This is a genomic window from Enterococcus sp. DIV0756, assembly GCF_051710745.1.
In the GTDB taxonomy this organism is placed as follows: Bacteria; Bacillota; Bacilli; order Lactobacillales; family Enterococcaceae; genus Enterococcus_A.
On sequence record NZ_JBIOLF010000001.1, the window covers coordinates 1,020,741 to 1,039,418 of the forward strand.

The following is an 18,678-nucleotide window of genomic DNA, read 5'->3' on the forward strand; positions in this document are numbered from 1 at the left end:
AGTGAAACGTGAACTAGGTATTTCAGTCTATCCCGATCATAGCAATCCGCAGGCAGATCGTGATTACATCAAGAAAGCAGCGGAGCTTGGTTATACGCGGATTTTTATGAGCATGCTGGAAGTAACTGAAGGCAAAGAAAAGGTTAGCGAAAAATTCGGCAGCATTATTCATTACGCGAAGGATCTTGGCTTTGAAACAGTCTTGGATATTGCCCCATCAATTTTCGATGATTTAGGCATTTCTTACGATGATTTAAGCTTCTTCGCGGAGCTTGGTGCTGAAGGAATTCGTTTAGACGAAGGCTTTGATGGCAACAAAGAAGCGATGCTGAGCTTCAATCCTGAAGGCTTGGCGATCGAATTGAACATGAGTAACAATGTGGCTTATCTTGATAATATTTTGTCTTATGAAGCCAATGAACCATTTATTTATGGCTGTCACAATTTTTATCCACAAGAGGGTTCGGCATTGCCATATGATTTCTTCATTAGTTGTAGTGAGCGCTTCAAGGGTCATGGGATCAAGACAGCGGCGTTCGTTACCAGTCATGATGCAGAATATGGTCCGTGGGATGTGAATGATGGGTTGCCAACTTTGGAGATGCATCGCCATTTACCAATTGACTTGCAGGCGCGTCATATGTTCGCGACAGGGCTGATTGATACCGTGATTATCGGAAATGCCTACGCTTCTGATGAGGAACTAGAAAAAGTAGCCGCAGTGGATCGTTACAAAGTTAGCTTAGGAATCGAATTTGTACCAGAAGCAACGGAGATCGAGCGTAAGATCGTCGCTGATCCGAAGCATTTCCGTCGTGGCGATATTACTTCTACCGCTGTTCGTTCAACAATGGTTCGGGTGAAATACGCAGATGTCGCAAATCCAGTTCATGATAATACTCAAGAATTTCTGGTGGGTGATGTCGTAGTTGGTAATGATGAATTCGGCAAATACAAAAATGAATTGCAAATCGTCCTAGAACCTCATAGCGATTCACGAAAAAATTTAGTCGGCAGGATTCCGCAAGAAGAACTGATTATGCTGGATTTCTTGAAGCCTTGGGCGAAGTTTCAGTTTGTTCCTAAAAACTAAATTTGAGACGGATGAAAAAAAGATGAAGGTTCGTTATTGACAAACCCTGAAAAGGCGTGTAAAGTATGACTCAACTTAATCAAACGACAATGAAAAGAAGAGTAGCAGTTCATTTGTTCTCAGAGAGTCTCTGGTAGGTGAGAAGAGACAGCAATGTTTTGTGAACCACATCTTTGAGTCGATCAGTTGAATCTAGTAGGCTGATCCGGGAGCGCCCGTTATAGCAGAGGTCAGATTGACCAGTTGAGATCGCTTGTTGTGAGACGGCGATGAAAAAAGGTGGAACCACGTAATTACGTCCTTTAGTCCTAGCGACTAAAGGACTTTTTTTATTTTCACCTGCTGGAACGGCTGACCCGTAGAGGTTCTTTTTGCGAAAAAAGAACAAAGATGAGGTGGAACCGCGTATTTAACGCCCTCTGGTAGAGATACCAGGGGGCGTTAGTTGTTTTTTGAGAAAGATTCGAAAGGCCGTGTAACTTTCGAAAAAATGGAGGGATATTGGGATGAACTATTTGATCGACGTCATGCCGCAATTATTACAAGGGGCAACGACAACACTGAAATTATTTGCTTTTACGATATTGGGCTCATTGCCGCTGGGGATTTTATTATCCTTCGGGTTAGCGAGCAAGTTTAAACCACTACAATGGATTTTGCGTTTTTATGTTTGGATCATGCGAGGCACGCCATTGCTATTACAATTGATTTTTGTCTTTTATGGATTGCCGTTAGTTGGAATCATTTTTGATCGTTTTGATGCAGCGTTGTTTGCTTTTGTATTGAACTATGCTGCTTATTACGCTGAAATTTTCCGTGGCGGGATTCAATCAATTCCTGTTGGACAATATGAAGCTTCAAAAGTGATTGGCTTAACACCGATTCAAACGATTACCCGAATCATTATTCCGCAGGTCGTAAAAATTGTTTTACCTTCTGTAGGGAATGAAGTGATCAATCTGGTTAAGGATACGTCACTTGTGTATATTCTAGGCCTATCAGACGTGATGCGCGCCGGGAAAATTGCGATGGAGCGTGACACAACCTTACTTCCATTATTTGGAGTAGCGATCATTTATTTAGCGCTGACAGGAGTTACGTCAGTTATCTTGAAACAACTAGAAAATCGTTTGAATTATTATCGTTAGGCAGGTGGAAAAAATGATTGAATTAAAAAATGTAAACAAATCCTTCGGCAGTAAAAAGGTAATCAATAATTTGGATTTAGTTATTCCTGATGGACAAATTTTGGCAATCGTTGGGCCATCTGGGGGAGGGAAGACAACGCTATTGAGAACCTTAGCTGGATTAGAAACAGCGGATAGCGGGACATTTTTACTAGATGGTAACCCTTTTGATCCAACCTCTTCGAAGCAACAAGAGCAGGTCGTTGGCGTGGTTTTCCAAGATTTCCAATTATTTCCGCATTTAAGTGTACTGGACAATATCACGATCGGTCCTCGATTAGTTTTAAAACAGGACAAAGATACGTATACCGATAAAGCCAATCATTTGGCGAAATTATTGGATATCGAAGAGTTATTAAATAATTATCCTTACCAATTATCTGGTGGACAAAAGCAACGTTTGGCGATTGCCCGGGCGATGGCGATGAATCCGAAGGTACTGGCATATGATGAACCAACTAGTGCATTAGATCCTGCATTACGTCAGCAAGTAGCGAGTTTGATCTTAGGTTTAAAAGCGGATGGTGTGACTCAGATTGTTGTTACTCATGATTTGGATTTCGCGGAACAAATTGGCGACAAGGTATTGAAGGTAGAACCTATCAAATAAATAAAAAAACATTGGAGGAGTAAGTATGAAATTGAAAAAATTTGTTTTGGGAATGGTAGCTGTTTTAACACTAGTAACATTAACTGCTTGTGGAAAGAAAGAAGCCAGCGGTGACGACAGCTGGAAAACCATTGAGAAGGATAAAAAAATCACGATCGGTTTAGATGATACCTTTGTGCCAATGGGCTTCAAGGATGAAGATGGAAAGATCGTTGGTTTTGATATTGATTTAGCGAAAGCAGTCTTTAAACAATATGATATCAAAGCGGATTTTCAACCAATTGATTGGTCCATGAAAGAAAATGAATTGGACAACGGTACAATTGACTTGATTTGGAACGGGTATACGGTGACAAAATCGCGGGAAAAGAAAGTATTGTTCTCTGATCCTTACGCGCAAAATGAACAAGTCTTGGTTACGAAAAAAGACAGCGGGATCAGTAAAGCAGCAGATATGAAGGATAAAGTCTTAGGTGCTCAAGAAGGTTCTTCTGGCTATGAAGCCTTTAACAATGAGACAAAAACCTTGAAGGACATTGTTAAGGAGAACGATGCCACTTTGTACGCCAGCTTCAATGAAGCGATGATTGATTTGGAGAACGGTCGGATTGATGGTGTGTTGATTGATAAGGTATATGCGGATTATTATTTGAAGAAGGCGAATAAACTAGATGATTACAACATCTTCAGCGTTGGCTTCAAGAATGAGAACTTTGCAGTTGGCGCACGTAAAGGTGATAAGGAATTAGTAAGCAAAATCAACAGTGCCTTCAAAGAATTGCAAGATAACGGTAAATATGCTGAAATCTCTAAGAAGTGGTTTGGTGAAGAATGGTCTTTACCAAAAGAGTAATCAGAACGTCCCCTTAAATTTTAATTAACCAAAAAGAAAAGGCGAGCAAAACTTTTGTTCGCCTTCTTTTTTTTGTATAATGGTACAGAATGGAAAGAGGGATAACATGGCGCAAAAAAAGCGTACAAAGAAAAAAAGAAAAACGAAAAAGCAAAAACAACTACAAGAACAGCGCCTGATAATCGGGCTTGGGCTTTTATTTATTTTATTCACCGTCTTCGCCATATTTAAGTTAGGCTTCTTGGGGAATTTAATTGCGAACGTTTTGCGAATGATTGGCGGCAATACTTACCAATTCTTAGCATTGCTGTTAGGTGGTTATGGCGCGCTACTTGTAGCGAAAAATACGAAGTTGCGGATAACCAAACCGCGTCGTTGGATCGGCATTGGTGTCTTTTACTTAGGAATTTTATTAATTCTCCACGCTCGATTATTTATGAAAGTGGAGAGCCAAGATCCTAATATATTGAAAACCACTTGGGATCTTTTGATGATCGACTTTTTAGGTAACCAAATTAGTCAAAATGTCGGCGGCGGAATGCTCGGAGCGGCACTCTATAATTTGACCCACTTTTTAGTGTCTCAAGTGGGCAGCTATTTGATTGCCATACTTTTATTGACTCTTGGAGTGTTTTTGTTCAGTCAGTTGGAATTCAATCAAGTGACAGATTACTTAGGGCATGTTGTTGATAGAATGCGTGAGAAGTTTTCTGAATCTGATGAGAAAAAAGCACTAAAAGCTGCCAAGAAAGAAGAACGTCAAGCACAAAGAGCACAAGCAAAAGCAGAAAAACAAGCGGCTGAAAAAGCGAAGATGGAAGCTGAACTGGCAGAGCGTGAAAAAAATAAAGTGCGTTCGTTAACACCAGGAGAACAGCTGGCAAAAGAAAGCCAAGAGCATATAGAGAAAGAACCGGAGCAAATGACTCTGGTGCCAATCGAAGGCTTCCAAGAGAATTTAGAACCATTGACAGCAGCGACGGCGCCAATTTCTCCTAAGAAAACAGAGTTTGATGAAGAGGAAATTGATGATCCTGGGGATTTGGAATTTGAAATTAATGCCGAACCAGAGGATCATGATTATCAATTGCCACCTTCAACTTTATTGGATTCGATACCAGCAGCTGATCAAAGCGATGAATACAAAAAAATCGAACAAAATATCAAGGTGCTGGAAAAAACCTTCAACAGCTTTGGTGTGGATGCAAAAGTTGTCAAAGCCAGCTTAGGTCCATCCGTGACGAAATTTGAAGTCCAGCCTGCTGTTGGTGTTAAAGTAAGTAAGATTGTCAATTTAACAGATGATATTGCTTTAGCATTGGCTGCCAAGGATGTGCGGATGGAAGCACCGATTCCTGGTAAATCATTGATTGGGATCGAAGTACCAAACAGCACCATCAGTATGGTTTCCTTCCGTGACATCATTGAGGCACAGCCTAACCATCCGGACAAATTATTGGAAGTTCCATTAGGTCGAGACATTTCAGGAATGGTTCAAACCGCTGATTTATCAAAAATGCCTCACTTGCTAGTTGCCGGTTCAACTGGTAGTGGGAAGTCCGTTTCTATCAATGGGATCATCACCAGTATCCTGATGCGGGCAAAACCCAATGAAGTCAAATTAATGATGATCGACCCGAAAATGGTGGAGTTGAACGTCTATAATGGCATTCCACATTTACTGACACCTGTGGTTACCAACCCGCGAAAAGCAGCACAAGCATTGCAAAAGGTTGTTCAGGAAATGGAAGAGCGTTACGAAAAATTTGCGGCAACGGGTGTACGGAATATTTCCGGCTTCAATGAATTAGTCATTCAGAAAAATTTAGAAGACGGACAAAATCGCCCTATCTTGCCATTTATTGTGGTTATCGTGGATGAATTGGCTGACTTAATGATGGTAGCTAGTAATGAAGTTGAAGATGCGATTACTCGCTTAGCCCAAATGGCACGTGCGGCTGGTATCCATATGATTCTTGCCACTCAACGTCCAAGTGTTGACGTTATTACCGGGATCATCAAAGCCAATGTGCCATCACGAATCGCCTTTGCTGTATCTAGTGGTACAGACTCACGGACGATTATTGATAGCAACGGAGCTGAAAAACTTCTCGGTCGCGGAGACATGCTATTCCTCCCAATGGGGGAAAATAAACCGATCCGTGTCCAAGGAGCTTTCATCTCAGATCACGAAGTAGAACGAGTAGTAGAGTTCGTTTCTGATCAGCAGGAGGCCCATTACGAAGAAAAAATGATGCCAACAGAAGAAACCTCTTCTTCACCTTCAGATACACCGCAGGACGATTTATACGAAGAAGCCAAAGCCTTAGTAGTCGAAATGCAGACAGCCAGCATTTCTCTGCTGCAACGACGTTTCCGTATCGGGTATAATCGAGCGGCTCGTATTGTAGATGAACTAGAAGAACGTGGAGTTATCGGTCCATCAACTGGTAGTAAACCACGAGAGGTCCTCTTACAAAAAGCAGAAGAGGAACCGGAAAATCCTTTAGATGAATAGAGAAAGCTTTGCCAAGTAATTTTGGCAAAGCTTTTTTAACATTAAAGGGAGTATAACATTTTAAGCGGTCAAAGGATTGATACATCAATCTTTTGACCGCTTTTCATCTGGTCTTTTTCCTATTAAACTAGAGACATGAAACCCAATATTTTACACGCCATTTTCTTTGATGAATATCAGAACTGGGAGAAGTTCAATCAAAGGTACACGAGAAGGATTCGATCCGTTGTGAAAAGAGAAGTGAAGAAGTTTCGCGATTGTGGCGACCTTAAAAAAGGTTACCGCCTATTTGTCTGTGAAGGATGCCATGATGTAAAGAAAGTTGCTTTTCGCTGTAAAGGGAAATTTTGTCCAACTTGTGCAACAGGGGAAAGTCAACGGTGGGCAGAGGTTGCGGCGAATGATCTGTTTACAGTGACACATCGGCACGTCATCTTCACGATCGATGAAGGTTTACGTGAGATTTTTCTGAAGGAGAAGTATCGTAGGGAGCTTTTAAAAGGATTAATGGACGAAGCTGCACGGATACTATTAGATTTTTTTAGAAAACACCATATACAAGCTGGGGTTGTGGCAACACTCCACACCTTCGGTTCTCAGCTAGAATACAATCCGCATGTTCATTTAGTCGTCACCATGGGTGGACTGACGAAGGATGGAAAATGGAAGGACTATGACTATTTTCCGTTCGCAATGTTGAGGAAATATTGGCAGAATGCGGTCCTAAAGCTTATTCGAAGAACCTTATCCCAATGGGATAAGGCACGAGTCCAGCCGCTTTTACAAGCGGCGTACACGAAAAATGCAGAGGGCTTTTACGTGCATGCACCCAAAAGGAGCCGAACTTCTCTCAAAAAAATATTAGAATATATCAGTCGTTATATGAAACGTGGTCCCATTGCTTTAAATCGTATCCTTTTGTACGATGGGAAAATAGTGATGTTTCAGTATCACGATAAACGAACTAACACGGATAAGATAAAGACGATGTCGGCAGAGGAATTTATTGGTGCACTGATTCGTCATATTCCAGAGAACCAGTTCAAAACAATTCGTAGATACGGCATTTATAGTCGGCGGATCAAGACAATCATGAAAAAAGTAGTAAGTAATTACCAGAAAGAGATTCAACGAATGCTTGTGAATGTGAAGAAAGCACTTAAACCAAAATCATGGTGTGAACGAATAGCCGAAGAATTCGGAGTAAATCCATTGGAATGTACTAGATGTGGCGAATATTATGAATTTAGTGGAGTTAGTGTGTCTAAAAATGGACGACTTGTAGTGAAATATGCGAAGAATAAAGAATCGGAACGATTCATGCGAGAGGAGAATAAAAAAATTGGGGAAGAAGCATCGAAACGTAAGTATGAAAAAGAAAAAGAAGCAGCTTTTAAAAGCCTTCGATTCCAATGGAGTGGTTCATTACATTTGTCTTGAATGTGGGATAAAGGAAAAAATTCCAAAGGAAGTGGTTCAATTTTTGGATGCAGGAGATGTTGCATTTGATCCTGAGAACGCTCCGCAATTTGATTGCGAAAAATGCGGTGGAGAGATGTATCCAGAATATTATAAGAACGTACTTGGATACGAATTTAGAATCAGTGATCGACAATAAAATGATTCATCTAAACAAAAAGTCCTCAGGAGCGGTTTTCTCCTGAGGTTTTCTTATATGCACATATGTGCAGAATAAAATTGAATTTCACCTGTTTGATTTTTCTCGTTGATCCTTTCAACTATTCTCTATTCAAGAAAGAAGCTTGATACTACAGCTTTTTCGTGAAATCAATGTCTTTTATCTTGCAGAGAAAGGCATAAATGAATCAATTTCAACATTAATGTGTAACGTGTATGTGTTATACAATAGAAAAACCCTGTGCTATCTTTTTGTTAGATTGATAAGCGCTTACAATTGGAGGAATAAAAATGAAGGGATTGAATCAACGGCAGAAAAAATTAATCCATTTGCTTGTACAGAATGAAAACTATTTGCCAGTGGCTTTTTATTCCGAGAAATTAGGAAAATCAAGTCGAACCATTTATTCTGATTTGGAAAAGATTCAGGTCTTTTTAACAAAGGAATCACTGATTTTAGAGAAGAAGCCGCGAGTGGGGATTCAATTACAAGGAACCATTTCGGACAAAATGCAGCTTTTGGAAAAAATTAAAGACAAGGCAACCGAAGGAACTGTTGAAACTCAGGAGCGGCAATGGCAAATCGCTAAGCGTCTTTTGATCGATGATGAAACAGTGACCCAACAGAAGCTTGCTCAACAATTTCATGTGAGTCCAAGCTCGATTGCAAGTGATTTAGAGAAAACGATTGAGCGGTATCGTATCACGCTTATCGCATCAAATCGTGGAACGAACGTTACCGGCAGCGAAGAAGAAATTCAAAACGGTATTTTTCGTTTTTGCGAAGATTACCTGGATTCCCATGGAGTCGATACTGAGGACTTATTTTATGAAGCAACGCAGGAGATTTTGTTTCAAGTATTTCCCCCAAAAATAGTTAAGGCAGTATTTGCTCAGTTAGAAATTATGAAGAATCAAACAGAATTTTATTTCTCGGCTCATTATCTGAAATCGTTACTCATTCGTTTGTTGGTATTCTGTTTCCGCTTAAGCAAGCAAAAGCATATCGAAGAAAAAGAATTTCTATTTGATCAAATCAAAATGATCGATACGTATTTGATTGCGAATGAGTTATTGGCCAATATTGCGAAGAAAACGGCGCTTGATTATAACGAAGACGATATTTCTTACATAAATCGTCAACTAGTCGGTTATGGGGTGAAGCCTGCCACAAAAGAACCAGAAAGCTATGAAAAGTATGCTGTGACGATCCATAAAATTTTAAAAAGTATGAGTGAGATCATGCAGGTTGATTTTTTAGCGGATCATCAATTAGCGGAACGCTTTACGAGTCATTTTATCCCCATGATCTATCGCTTGAAAATGGGTATCGTGATCACAAATCCCTTAGTAGAGGAAATCAGGAATCAGTATGCAATTACGTTCAGTGCTACTTGGTATGCGCTAGCGAATGTGGAAGAAAAATTAGGTGTGCAATTTAATGATGAAGAAGTAGCTCTGGTGGCAATGTATTTTCAAGTTTCACTAGAAAAAAGTCAAAACGGAAAAAAGATTTTGATTGTTTGTCCAAACGGTATAGGAACTTCCGAATTGATCTTTAATAAAATTAAACGCATTCTACCAGCGCAGGACATTGCAGAAGTCACCACAGTCGACAAGCTCTATAAGAAAAATCTAGATAACGTAGACTTGATCATTACGTCAATTAAGCTCAAGGAACTGAATAAACCAGTTATCCAAGTATCTACGCTAGTTACACAAGAGGATATCATCAATATTACTTCGCTTTACTCAAATTTATTTTATTCAGAGGAACCGGATGAACCTGAAATTATAGAGTTCCCATTTTTGAAAGAAGTAATCGATCTGGCATTTATTCACACCCAAAAGTGTTTCTCGGACAAACAGACTTGTCTGCACTGGATAATTGATCAATTAGAGAAACAAAAAATCGTCACAGCCGAGTTTCGTAAAGAAGTTTTTGATCGTGAGGCAATTGGCGAGACCGCACTAGCAACAGGAATAGCGATTCCTCATGCCGCACCGCAAAATGTCTTACAGTCAAAAATTGCGATCGTCACACTGAAGCAGCCGATTATTTGGGATCAAAGGAAAGTTCAATACGTCCTATTGATGTGTATTGCCAAAAGTGATCGAAAACTTGTTCGTGGCGTCATCACGGATATTCATAAAATTGTGCAATCGGAAAAACAGCTGAGTCGTTTTTTTGCCGGAAAAGCAGCGCTAGAAATTTATCACGATATTATTAGGAGGTAGAAATATGCAAGTCATCAATGAAAAGTTAGTCGATTTAGCGATAGAGGCTGATTCAAAAATGACAGCCATCAATGTCTTAGCAGAACGAATCAATCAGGAAGGACGTTTGCACGACTATGCGGGTTACGTCGAAAGCGTAATAGAACGTGAGAATTTAACAACTACCGGAATCGGATTTGGCATTGCGATTCCTCATGGGAAAAGTCGTTATGTGAAAGAAACAACAGTAGCATTTGGTCGCTTAACGGACAAAGTCGATTGGCAGAGTTTGGACGGGGAAAATGTCGGATTGGTCTTTTTACTAGCCGTACCAGAAGAATGTCAAGGAGATCAGCATTTGAAGATCATTGCGGGATTATCAAGAAAACTAGTTCATCAGGAATTTCGCGATACTTTACAACAGGCCGCAAGTGATCAAGAAATCGTCAACTTATTAAACGATAGCCTAGCTGGCGTCGTTGCCTAAAAAAACATGAGGAGAGAGAAATTATGAAATTAATCGCTGTAACAGCTTGTCCATCAGGGGTTGCGCATACGTACTTAGCTGCAGAAAGTTTAGAAGTCGCAGCTAAGAAGAACAATGTCGAAATCAATGTAGAGACACAAGGTTCGATTGGTATTGAGAATGAATTAACGCCGGAACAGATTAAAGAAGCAGAAGCGGTAATCTTGACCAATAATATCGGCATTAAAAATGAAGAACGCTTCAAAGGAAAACCGGTTATTCGAGTGAGTGCTGGCGACTGCATCAATAAAGGAGAAGCAATCGTCAAAAAAATTCAACAAAAATTAGCAAAATAGGGCGTTGCTTCCGTTTTGGGAAAAAGTAATACTTTGGCGGAGTAGTAGGGGTGTTGAAAAGAGGCTCATTTTTCTTTGGAAGATTGAATATTTTAAAGTGAACTAGGAGGAACCGGAATGATTGAACTATTAAAAGATACTAGAAAAAACATGATGACGGGTGTTTCATATATGATTCCATTTGTTGTTGCAGGCGGTATTTTATTAGCGCTGAGCGTCTTGCTTTCAGGAAATGCGTCAGTACCTGATAAAGGATGGTTAGCTGATATTGCCAATATTGGGATCGCAGGACTGGGAATGATGGTACCGATTTTATCTGGTTATATCGCATTTTCAATGGTGGATCGACCAGGACTTGCCCCAGGAATCATCGGGGGCTTGATTGCAAGCAATATTGGCGCAGGCTTTTTAGGTGGAATTTTATCTGGGATCGTGGCAGGCGTCGTCGTTTTTTATTTAAAGAAAATTAAACTGCCTTCAAGCTTACGCTCGCTTGGCCCAATTTTTATTATTCCTTTATTTGGAACCTTAATTGTCGGCGTATTGATGTATTGGGTGATTGGTCAGCCAATCGCCTCACTAATGACCGCTTTAACCAAATGGTTAGAGTCGATGGGAACAGGGAACTTGGTTGTCTTAGGCCTTATTTTAGGAGCGATGATCGCTTCTGATATGGGCGGACCGATCAATAAAGTAGCGTTTAGTTTTGGTTCGGCAATGGTGGGAACGATCAATCCGGCGACAGGCTTACCAAGCGATACTGCCTTGACGATCATGGCAGGAATCGGCGCGGCAATCTGTATCCCGCCACTAGCGATGGGCTTAGCGACGATTGTTGCTCCGAAAAAATTTTCGGTGGAGGAAAGAAATTCTGGTAAAGCTGCGATTGTAATGGGGTTGGTAGGAATATCAGAAGGTGCGATTCCATTTGCTGCGGCTGATCCTCTTCGTTGCATCCCGGCAAATATGATCGGTAGTGCGATTGGTGCTGCTATTGCGATGGTTTTAGGCGCAGGAAATCCAGCACCCTGGGGTGGATGGATTGTTGCTCCGGTAGCGCAGAATCCATTAGTTTATATCCTGGGTACCTTGATTGGCTCGATCATCACCGCAGGTATCGTGGTCATTTTGAAAAAACCAGTCGTTGAGGAAGACTTGCAAAGTATTGGACAGGATGATGATTTCGATTTAGATATTGAGATTATGTAAGGAAATGTGCCGGATTTTTCGGCACATTTTTTTACACCAATAATAATTTTGCGTAGGCGCTGATCATGCGTTCATAATCTAAAGGCAGCCCTTTGCTAGTGATAACGACATCGATTTCGGACCAAGGAGCTACTTGTACCAAAGAGGTTTTTTCAAATTTTGTATGATCAAGCAAAACGATTTTTTTAGTTGTTTTTTTCAACATTTGTCGTTTGGTTTCGGCATCAATCAAAGAAGAAGTACAAAAGCCCTTGCGATTTTTAACACCGCTAGAGCCAAAGAAGCAGAGATCGAATTGAATGTCAGGATAACTCTCGTTCCCGCTATTGCGAAAGGCCATATCCGCGGGAGAGTATTCACCACCAAAACAAAAAAGCTGATGAGGTCCGTTTGCCAATTGGAGGACGGCTGCTAATGAGCTGGTAAAAATTTGTTTCTTTTCTAACGGCATCATTTTTTTTGCCAAAAGCGCTACGGTACTGCCTTGATCCAAACCAAGCGTAAAATCTTCCTCAGAAATAAAGGCTAAAGCGGCGTTTGTAATACGCTCTTTTTCTGAAAGTTGAGTGGTTCGTTGAAAGACAGGTGCTAATTCTTTTTCTTTAACTAGAACGGCTTTGCCATGATGTTTTTCTAAAATACCTTCTTGGGCAAGATAGGCTAAATCTTTACGAATCGTTTCGTCGGAGACATGAAATTTTTTCACTAATTCGTGAACCTTAAGTTCATTTTGTTGATACAAAAGCTCAGTAATCTCTTTACGTCGCTGGGCAATTTCAATGGCTTTCATGGACTTTTCTCCTTTTTGACAAACGTAGCATGAGAATCCAATAAAAACAAGAAAAAACTTGGGAAAAAGTGAACAAATCCAACTTTTCCTGTGATATTCAAAGAATTCTATAGTTTCAAACGAAAAACCTTTCTATACTAAAAGTGAATAAGAGAGAACGAGGAGGAGTTAGAAATGAGCGCAGGAGTTATTAATCAAGATAAAAATATCGCAAATATCGTGGTTAAGGGGAATCCGCGAATTCAACTGATGAAGGAGCATTTATTTAAAGAAAAACGACAGATTTCATTAGAACGTGCGTTGCTTTATACAGAAAGTTACCGTCGGACAGAGGGTGAAGCAACGATCCTTCGGCGTGCAAAAGCAGTAGCACATATTTTAGCAAACGTAGAAATCAGTATTCGAACAGGCGAATTATTGGTGGGCAATCGAACCGTTCGCCCACGCTCAGGAATTCTCTCACCAGAGATGGACCCGTATTGGATCATGCAGGAAATTGACACGATCGCCACACGTCCGCAGGATCAATTTGATTTTACCGAAGCGGACAAAAAGATTTATCGTGAAGAACTGTACCCGTATTGGGAAAAGTGCTCGATGAAGGATTTTATCAATGGAGAGCTGACAGAAGAAGTTACAAATGCCTTAAAAGACGATGTATTCAAATTGAATCAAACGGATAAGGGGCAAGGGCACATTATCATGGATTTTCCTGGTATTTTGTCACGAGGACTAGGAGGCTATCTTGATTTATTAAATAAAAAAATCCACGAGGAACCTGAAAATCTTTTTTTTCAAGCAGGTAAAATTATTTTTAGTGCGATGCAGGCTCATTTTTTACGCTATGCAGATTTAGCAGAAGTGATGAGCAGCCAAGAAAAAAATACTCAACGCCAAGAAGAGTTATTAACCATTTCGTCAATGTGTCGCAAACTGAGCAGCGAAAAACCGACTTCTTTTTATGAAGCATTGCAATTATTATGGATGACCAGCATTGTTGGCCAATACGAATCGAATGCCTCGTCCCTTTCGCTAGGACGAATGGATCAGTATCTATATCCGTTTTACGAGACCTCGTTGCAATCAGGTGTTGATAAAGAGTTCCTATATGAGGTATTAGGTGATTTTTATATTAAGACAAATGACGTAGTACTTTTACGTTCTGAAAGCAGTGCGAAATGTTTTGCCGGTTTCCCTACTGGCTACACAGTTGTTCTAGGCGGTCTAGATGAACTGGGACATGCGGCGGTCAATCCATTGTCGTTCATGATGCTGGAGCTTTATCATGAGATTTTGCTTCCTCAACCAAATTTATCAGTCCGTATGAACGAATTGATCCCGCGTCGTTTTTTATTGAAGACAGTAGAGACGATTCGTTTAGGGACAGGGATTCCTCAGTTATTCAATGATGAAGTTTGTGTTCCGGCTTTTTTAAGTAAAGGTGTGTCCCTTGATGACGCACGGGATTATGCGACAGTCGGGTGTGTAGAAACTTCTATCCCGGGTAAAACATATGGCCTGCACGATATCGCGCTCTTTAATTTATTGCGAATCATGGAATTAACAATGTACGAGTTAAGGTATGACAAGGACTTGACCTATGATCGTTTAGTTGAAAAGATCGAGGAGAAGATCGATTATTATGTGGCATTAGTGGTCAAGGGATCAAATATTGTAGATTTAGGGCATCGTCATTATGCACCAACACCTTTCTTATCTGTTCTAATTGATGATTGTTTAGTAAAAGGGAAGGATGTCACAGAAGGTGGTGCTCGATATAACTTTTCTGGGGTGCAGGGGATCGGTGAAGCCAACCTGAGTGATTCTCTTTATGTGGTAAAAAAAATGGTCTTTGAAAATAAAGAAATGACGTTTAGTGAGCTAGTTGATGCGTTAGAGAAAAACTATTCAGGAGAATATTCAAAACTGCAAAATCATGTAATTCAAGATTTTGAAAAATTTGGCAATGACGATGAAGAACTGGATAGTATCGCAGCAAAACTCTTTCGGCATTATGCGAAAGAATTGGAGAAATATGAAAATGTTCGAGGAGGGAAGTTTATTCCCGGTGCTTATACAGTCTCAGCGCACATTCCATTAGGTGAAGCAGTTGGCGCAACACCAGATGGTCGGAAGGCGCAAGAGCAATTAGCGGACGGCGGTCTATCCCCGATGGTTGGGCGTGATCATTTAGGTCCGACCGCTGTGTTGAAATCCGTCAGTAAGCTGGATAACTATTTAACTGTGAATGGTAGTCTCTTGAATTTGAAGTTTCAACCAAATACCTTGAAGGGTCAGCAAGGCTTAAATAAATTTGCGGACTTCTTAATGGCTTTCACGAAACTGAAGATTCAACACGTTCAATTCAATGTTCAATCAAAGGAAACATTGGTAGCAGCTCAAAAGAATCCAGAAAAATACTCTGGCCTACTGGTTCGGGTTGCCGGATATAGTGCCTTCTTTGTTGATCTAAATAAACAAATTCAAGATGATATTATTGCACGTGTGGAGCATCAATTGTAGAACGAGGGGATACGAAATGAAGCAGGGACTAATTTTTAACATACAACGTTATTCTGTTCATGATGGTGGCGGAATTCGCACATTGATCTTTTTGAAGGGCTGTCCTTTACGTTGTCCTTGGTGTTCGAACCCTGAATCACGAAAAAAAGTTGAACCAACGACTTGGATTAAAAATGGAAGAACCGAAAAAATCGGAGACTGGCGATCAGTAGACGAGATACTAGACGAAGTACTGAAAGATGAAATTTTTTATCGGACATCTGGTGGTGGCGTAACGTTATCAGGTGGAGAAGTTTTACTACAGTCAGAATTCGCAGGAGAATGTTTAAAGGAACTAAAGAAACTGGGAATTCATACTGCCATAGAAACAACTGGCTGTTTTCCCGTTGAACGATTGAAAGAAATTACACCCTATATTGATCAAGTACTGTTCGATTTAAAAATAATGGAGCAGTCTGAAGCACAAAGAATAATTGGGATTGATCCTGAACGGGTTCGCGAAAACTTTGATTACCTTTTAAAACAAAAACAGCTTCAAGTGATTCCCCGCATTCCGTTGATTCCTGGATATACGACTAGTGAAGCAAATATTCAACGTATGATCGAATTTTTGACTGTTCGTCAAATAAAGGAAGTTCACTTGCTGCCTTTTCATCAATATGGCAGCAGCAAATATGACTATCTGGGCTGGGAATACACGATGCGAGATGTGGAGACTTTAAGTCAAAATGAGATATCTGAGATTCAGGATAAGTTCGAAGCAGTAAACATTGCTGCAAATATCGATGGATTAGAATGAGCGGTTAAAGTCGCTCATTCTTTTCTTTTTTCCAAAGTAGATTGTTTTCTCTTTGTGAATCGGTTATAGTATGTAGCGAATGTCTGCCTGTTTTGCATCTATTAACCGGCAAACGTAGTGATAAATTAATCATTGAGAAAATGATTTCGTTTAAATGAATTAGGAGGAAACACCTTGGAAAAACCCTCAATTTATGGTTTAAGAAGAGAAGAATTAGTTGAATGGTTTCTAGAACACGGCGAGAAGAAATTTCGTGCTACCCAAGTTTGGGAGTGGCTTTATCGCAGTCGTGTCAGCGAATTTTCAGAAATGAGCAACCTGTCTAAACAAACGATCGCACTGCTCGAAGAAAATTTCATTATTAATCCTTTAAAGCAATTAGTTGTGCAAGAAGCAAGTGACGGGACAGTCAAATATTTATTTGAATTGCCGGATCACTTAATGATCGAGACGGTCCTAATGCGTCAGGAATATGGTTTGTCTGTTTGTGTGACAACTCAAGTTGGCTGCAATATCGGTTGTACATTTTGTGCATCAGGTCTTTTGAAAAAGCAGCGGGATCTGACTGCTGGCGAGATCGTGGCACAAATTATGCTAGTTCAACATTATTTTGATGAACGTGGTGAGGAGGAACGTGTCTCTCACGTTGTGGTCATGGGAATCGGTGAGCCGTTTGATAATTACACTAACGTTATGGACTTCCTACACGTCATTAATGATGATAAAGGCATGGCGATTGGAGCTCGACACATCACTGTTTCAACCAGTGGATTGGTTCCAAAAATCAAAAAATTCGCGGAAAATGGTCTACAGGTGAACTTGGCAATTTCATTGCATGCGCCAAATAATGAAGTCCGTTCATCGATTATGCGAATCAATCGCAGCTTCCCAATCGAAAAATTAATGGAAGCAGTAGATTATTATATCGAAGAAACGAATCGTCGGGTGACCTTCGAGTACATCATGCTCTCAGGCGTGAATGATCGTCCAGATCACGCACAGCAATTGGCGGATCTGATGAAGAATAAGAAAAAGCTGGTTTATGTGAATTTGATTCCGTATAATCCAGTAAGCGAGCACGATCAGTATTCTCGCAGTAGTAAAGCGGATGTTTTACGTTTCTATGATGTATTGAAGAAAAATGGAATCAATTGTGTGATCCGTAAAGAACATGGTACAGACATTGATGCCGCGTGTGGTCAATTACGCAGCAAGCAAATGAAAAAAGCTACAGTAAAATAAATTAAAATAAATTTCTCTAACTCTCTCAAATTTTTTTGGGAGAGTTTTTTGTCAGTCGAACTTTTACAGTTATTATTTGTTTGAGTTCAATTTTGTTAGCTAAATCAAAAGTTACGCAACAAACAGTTTAGGGCGAGGATAGGGGGAATGAGAATGACGTTGTATACGAAAATACGTTCCCCATTGTTAACTGTTTATGATACACTTAAAAAGAAAGTACTTTGGGCATGGAAAACTAGTTGAACATTAAACTAATTAGAAAAGGAGAAAGAAATGAACGAGGCAGATATCCAAACGATTTTAGGGCATCGTTATGATCAAGGCTGGGACTATTGGACGACAGAGGATAGGCGCTTGGGTAAAGGAGCACCCTTTTCGTGTATAGAATCGGCGGAGTATTTATTGGAGTTGGGGATGGACCCGCAAACGGAAATTTTGCAAAAAGTAGCGGAACTTTTATGGGAAAGCTGGCGTGAACCAGGAGAATTTAAACTTTATCCAAAAGGGGCGGTTTTTCCTTGTCAAACTATTCCAGCGGCGACACTGTTAGTGCGTTTAGGTCATGGAGAAGATCCCCGAATGAAGCAAACATTAGAACATTTACTAGCAACACGCTACAAAGATGGCGGTTGGTGGTGTAAGAAATTCTATTTTGGCAAAGGGTCAGAAACAGAATTTTCTAATCCTTTGCCCACTCTGAATGCGCTAGAATTATTCCGACGGATAAACTTTGTTGAGGAAAATGAGTTAGACGATGCGGTGGAATTTCTCTTGAGCCATTGGGAAACCAAACTACCTCTAGGTCCGTGTCATTACGGCATTGGGACGCTGTTTATGCAAGTAGAATATCCATTTCGCGGGTACGATTTATTTTATTATCTGTATGTTTTGTCTTTTTACAAAAAAGCCCGAGAGGATACCCGTTTCAAAGAAGCCTTTAGGGCATTGCAGAAAAAAACGGTAGACGATCAAATTATAGTGGAACGGGTTGTCCCAAAATTACGCAAATTAAACTTCTGCAAAAAAGATCAGGTTAGCCTATTAGCATCTGAACGGTATCAAGAAATTTTGGCGAATATGGCTGAATAAAAGCTCGTTACATTTTTATGCGTATCTTTCTTAACAAAGGCAGAGGAGGTACGTTATGAAATTAATCAAACTACGTTTTACGGCTGGT

General features: G+C 40.2%; 16 protein-coding genes and 1 other annotated feature. Of the genes, 15 read left to right on the forward strand and 1 reads right to left on the reverse strand.

All coding sequences use genetic code 11. The features are described 5' to 3' along the window. Position 1 precedes the first annotated feature (1 nt). The 11 genes from IGI44_RS04915 to IGI44_RS04965 all read left to right on the forward strand — a co-directional run bounded on the left by IGI44_RS04915 (position 2) and on the right by IGI44_RS04965 (position 12,147). On the forward strand, positions 2 to 1,093 hold the full coding sequence (locus tag IGI44_RS04915; protein ID WP_438786696.1) for a DUF871 domain-containing protein: 1,092 nt from the start codon (positions 2 to 4) through the stop codon (positions 1,091 to 1,093). An 80-nt stretch (positions 1,094 to 1,173) separates the two neighbouring features. Beyond that, positions 1,174 to 1,399 (forward strand) — a binding site (T-box leader). 200 nt (positions 1,400 to 1,599) lie between these two features. Then, on the forward strand, positions 1,600 to 2,241 hold the full coding sequence (locus IGI44_RS04920) for an amino acid ABC transporter permease (RefSeq protein ID WP_438786697.1): 642 nt from the start codon (positions 1,600 to 1,602) through the stop codon (positions 2,239 to 2,241). 13 nt (positions 2,242 to 2,254) lie between these two features. Then, positions 2,255 to 2,890 (forward strand): amino acid ABC transporter ATP-binding protein, encoded by a 636-nt coding sequence (locus IGI44_RS04925; RefSeq protein ID WP_438786698.1) that lies wholly within the window; start codon positions 2,255 to 2,257, stop codon positions 2,888 to 2,890. A 25-nt stretch (positions 2,891 to 2,915) separates the two neighbouring features. Beyond that, a complete protein-coding gene (locus tag IGI44_RS04930) occupies positions 2,916 to 3,743 on the forward strand; it encodes an amino acid ABC transporter substrate-binding protein (RefSeq protein ID WP_438786699.1) in 828 nt (275 codons plus the stop codon). A 106-nt stretch (positions 3,744 to 3,849) separates the two neighbouring features. After that, entirely contained in the window at positions 3,850 to 6,261 is a 2,412-nt protein-coding gene (locus tag IGI44_RS04935) for a DNA translocase FtsK (RefSeq protein WP_438786700.1), read from the forward strand. A gap of 135 nt (positions 6,262 to 6,396) precedes the next feature. Further along, positions 6,397 to 7,701, forward strand: a complete 1,305-nt coding sequence (locus IGI44_RS04940; RefSeq protein WP_438785899.1) for an IS91 family transposase — start codon at positions 6,397 to 6,399, stop codon at positions 7,699 to 7,701. Between the two features lie 43 nt (positions 7,702 to 7,744). Continuing rightward, on the forward strand, positions 7,745 to 7,879 hold the full coding sequence (locus tag IGI44_RS04945; RefSeq protein WP_002302374.1) for a hypothetical protein: 135 nt from the start codon (positions 7,745 to 7,747) through the stop codon (positions 7,877 to 7,879). 311 nt (positions 7,880 to 8,190) lie between these two features. Further along, positions 8,191 to 10,137 (forward strand): BglG family transcription antiterminator, encoded by a 1,947-nt coding sequence (locus tag IGI44_RS04950; protein ID WP_438786701.1) that lies wholly within the window; start codon positions 8,191 to 8,193, stop codon positions 10,135 to 10,137. A 4-nt stretch (positions 10,138 to 10,141) separates the two neighbouring features. Continuing rightward, positions 10,142 to 10,603, forward strand: coding sequence for a PTS sugar transporter subunit IIA (locus IGI44_RS04955; RefSeq protein WP_438786702.1), 462 nt, complete (start codon positions 10,142 to 10,144; stop codon positions 10,601 to 10,603). Between the two features lie 23 nt (positions 10,604 to 10,626). Next, positions 10,627 to 10,938: a PTS fructose-like transporter subunit IIB gene (locus tag IGI44_RS04960; RefSeq protein ID WP_438786703.1), complete on the forward strand. Its 312-nt coding sequence runs from the start codon at positions 10,627 to 10,629 to the stop codon at positions 10,936 to 10,938. A gap of 117 nt (positions 10,939 to 11,055) precedes the next feature. Next, on the forward strand, positions 11,056 to 12,147 hold the full coding sequence (locus tag IGI44_RS04965) for a PTS fructose transporter subunit EIIC (RefSeq protein WP_438786704.1): 1,092 nt from the start codon (positions 11,056 to 11,058) through the stop codon (positions 12,145 to 12,147). A 31-nt stretch (positions 12,148 to 12,178) separates the two neighbouring features. Here IGI44_RS04965 and IGI44_RS04970 read toward each other — a convergent pair whose 3' ends face one another. Beyond that, entirely contained in the window at positions 12,179 to 12,937 is a 759-nt protein-coding gene (locus IGI44_RS04970; protein ID WP_438786705.1) for a DeoR/GlpR family DNA-binding transcription regulator, read from the reverse strand. 174 nt (positions 12,938 to 13,111) lie between these two features. Here IGI44_RS04970 and IGI44_RS04975 point away from each other — a divergent pair, with 174 nt between their 5' ends. The 4 genes from IGI44_RS04975 (at position 13,112) to IGI44_RS04990 (ending at position 18,590) form a co-directional block, all read left to right on the forward strand. Then, complete coding sequence (locus IGI44_RS04975; RefSeq protein WP_438786706.1) at positions 13,112 to 15,460, forward strand: formate C-acetyltransferase; 2,349 nt, start codon at positions 13,112 to 13,114, stop codon at positions 15,458 to 15,460. 16 nt (positions 15,461 to 15,476) lie between these two features. Continuing rightward, positions 15,477 to 16,259, forward strand: a complete 783-nt coding sequence (locus IGI44_RS04980) for a glycyl-radical enzyme activating protein (RefSeq protein WP_438786707.1) — start codon at positions 15,477 to 15,479, stop codon at positions 16,257 to 16,259. A gap of 174 nt (positions 16,260 to 16,433) precedes the next feature. Beyond that, positions 16,434 to 17,501 carry a 23S rRNA (adenine(2503)-C(2))-methyltransferase RlmN gene (gene rlmN / locus IGI44_RS04985; protein ID WP_438786708.1) on the forward strand — a complete coding sequence of 356 codons (1,068 nt, stop codon included), beginning with the start codon at positions 16,434 to 16,436 and terminating at the stop codon, positions 17,499 to 17,501. A gap of 273 nt (positions 17,502 to 17,774) precedes the next feature. After that, positions 17,775 to 18,590, forward strand: coding sequence for a prenyltransferase (locus tag IGI44_RS04990; RefSeq protein WP_438786709.1), 816 nt, complete (start codon positions 17,775 to 17,777; stop codon positions 18,588 to 18,590). Positions 18,591 to 18,678 lie beyond the last annotated feature (88 nt).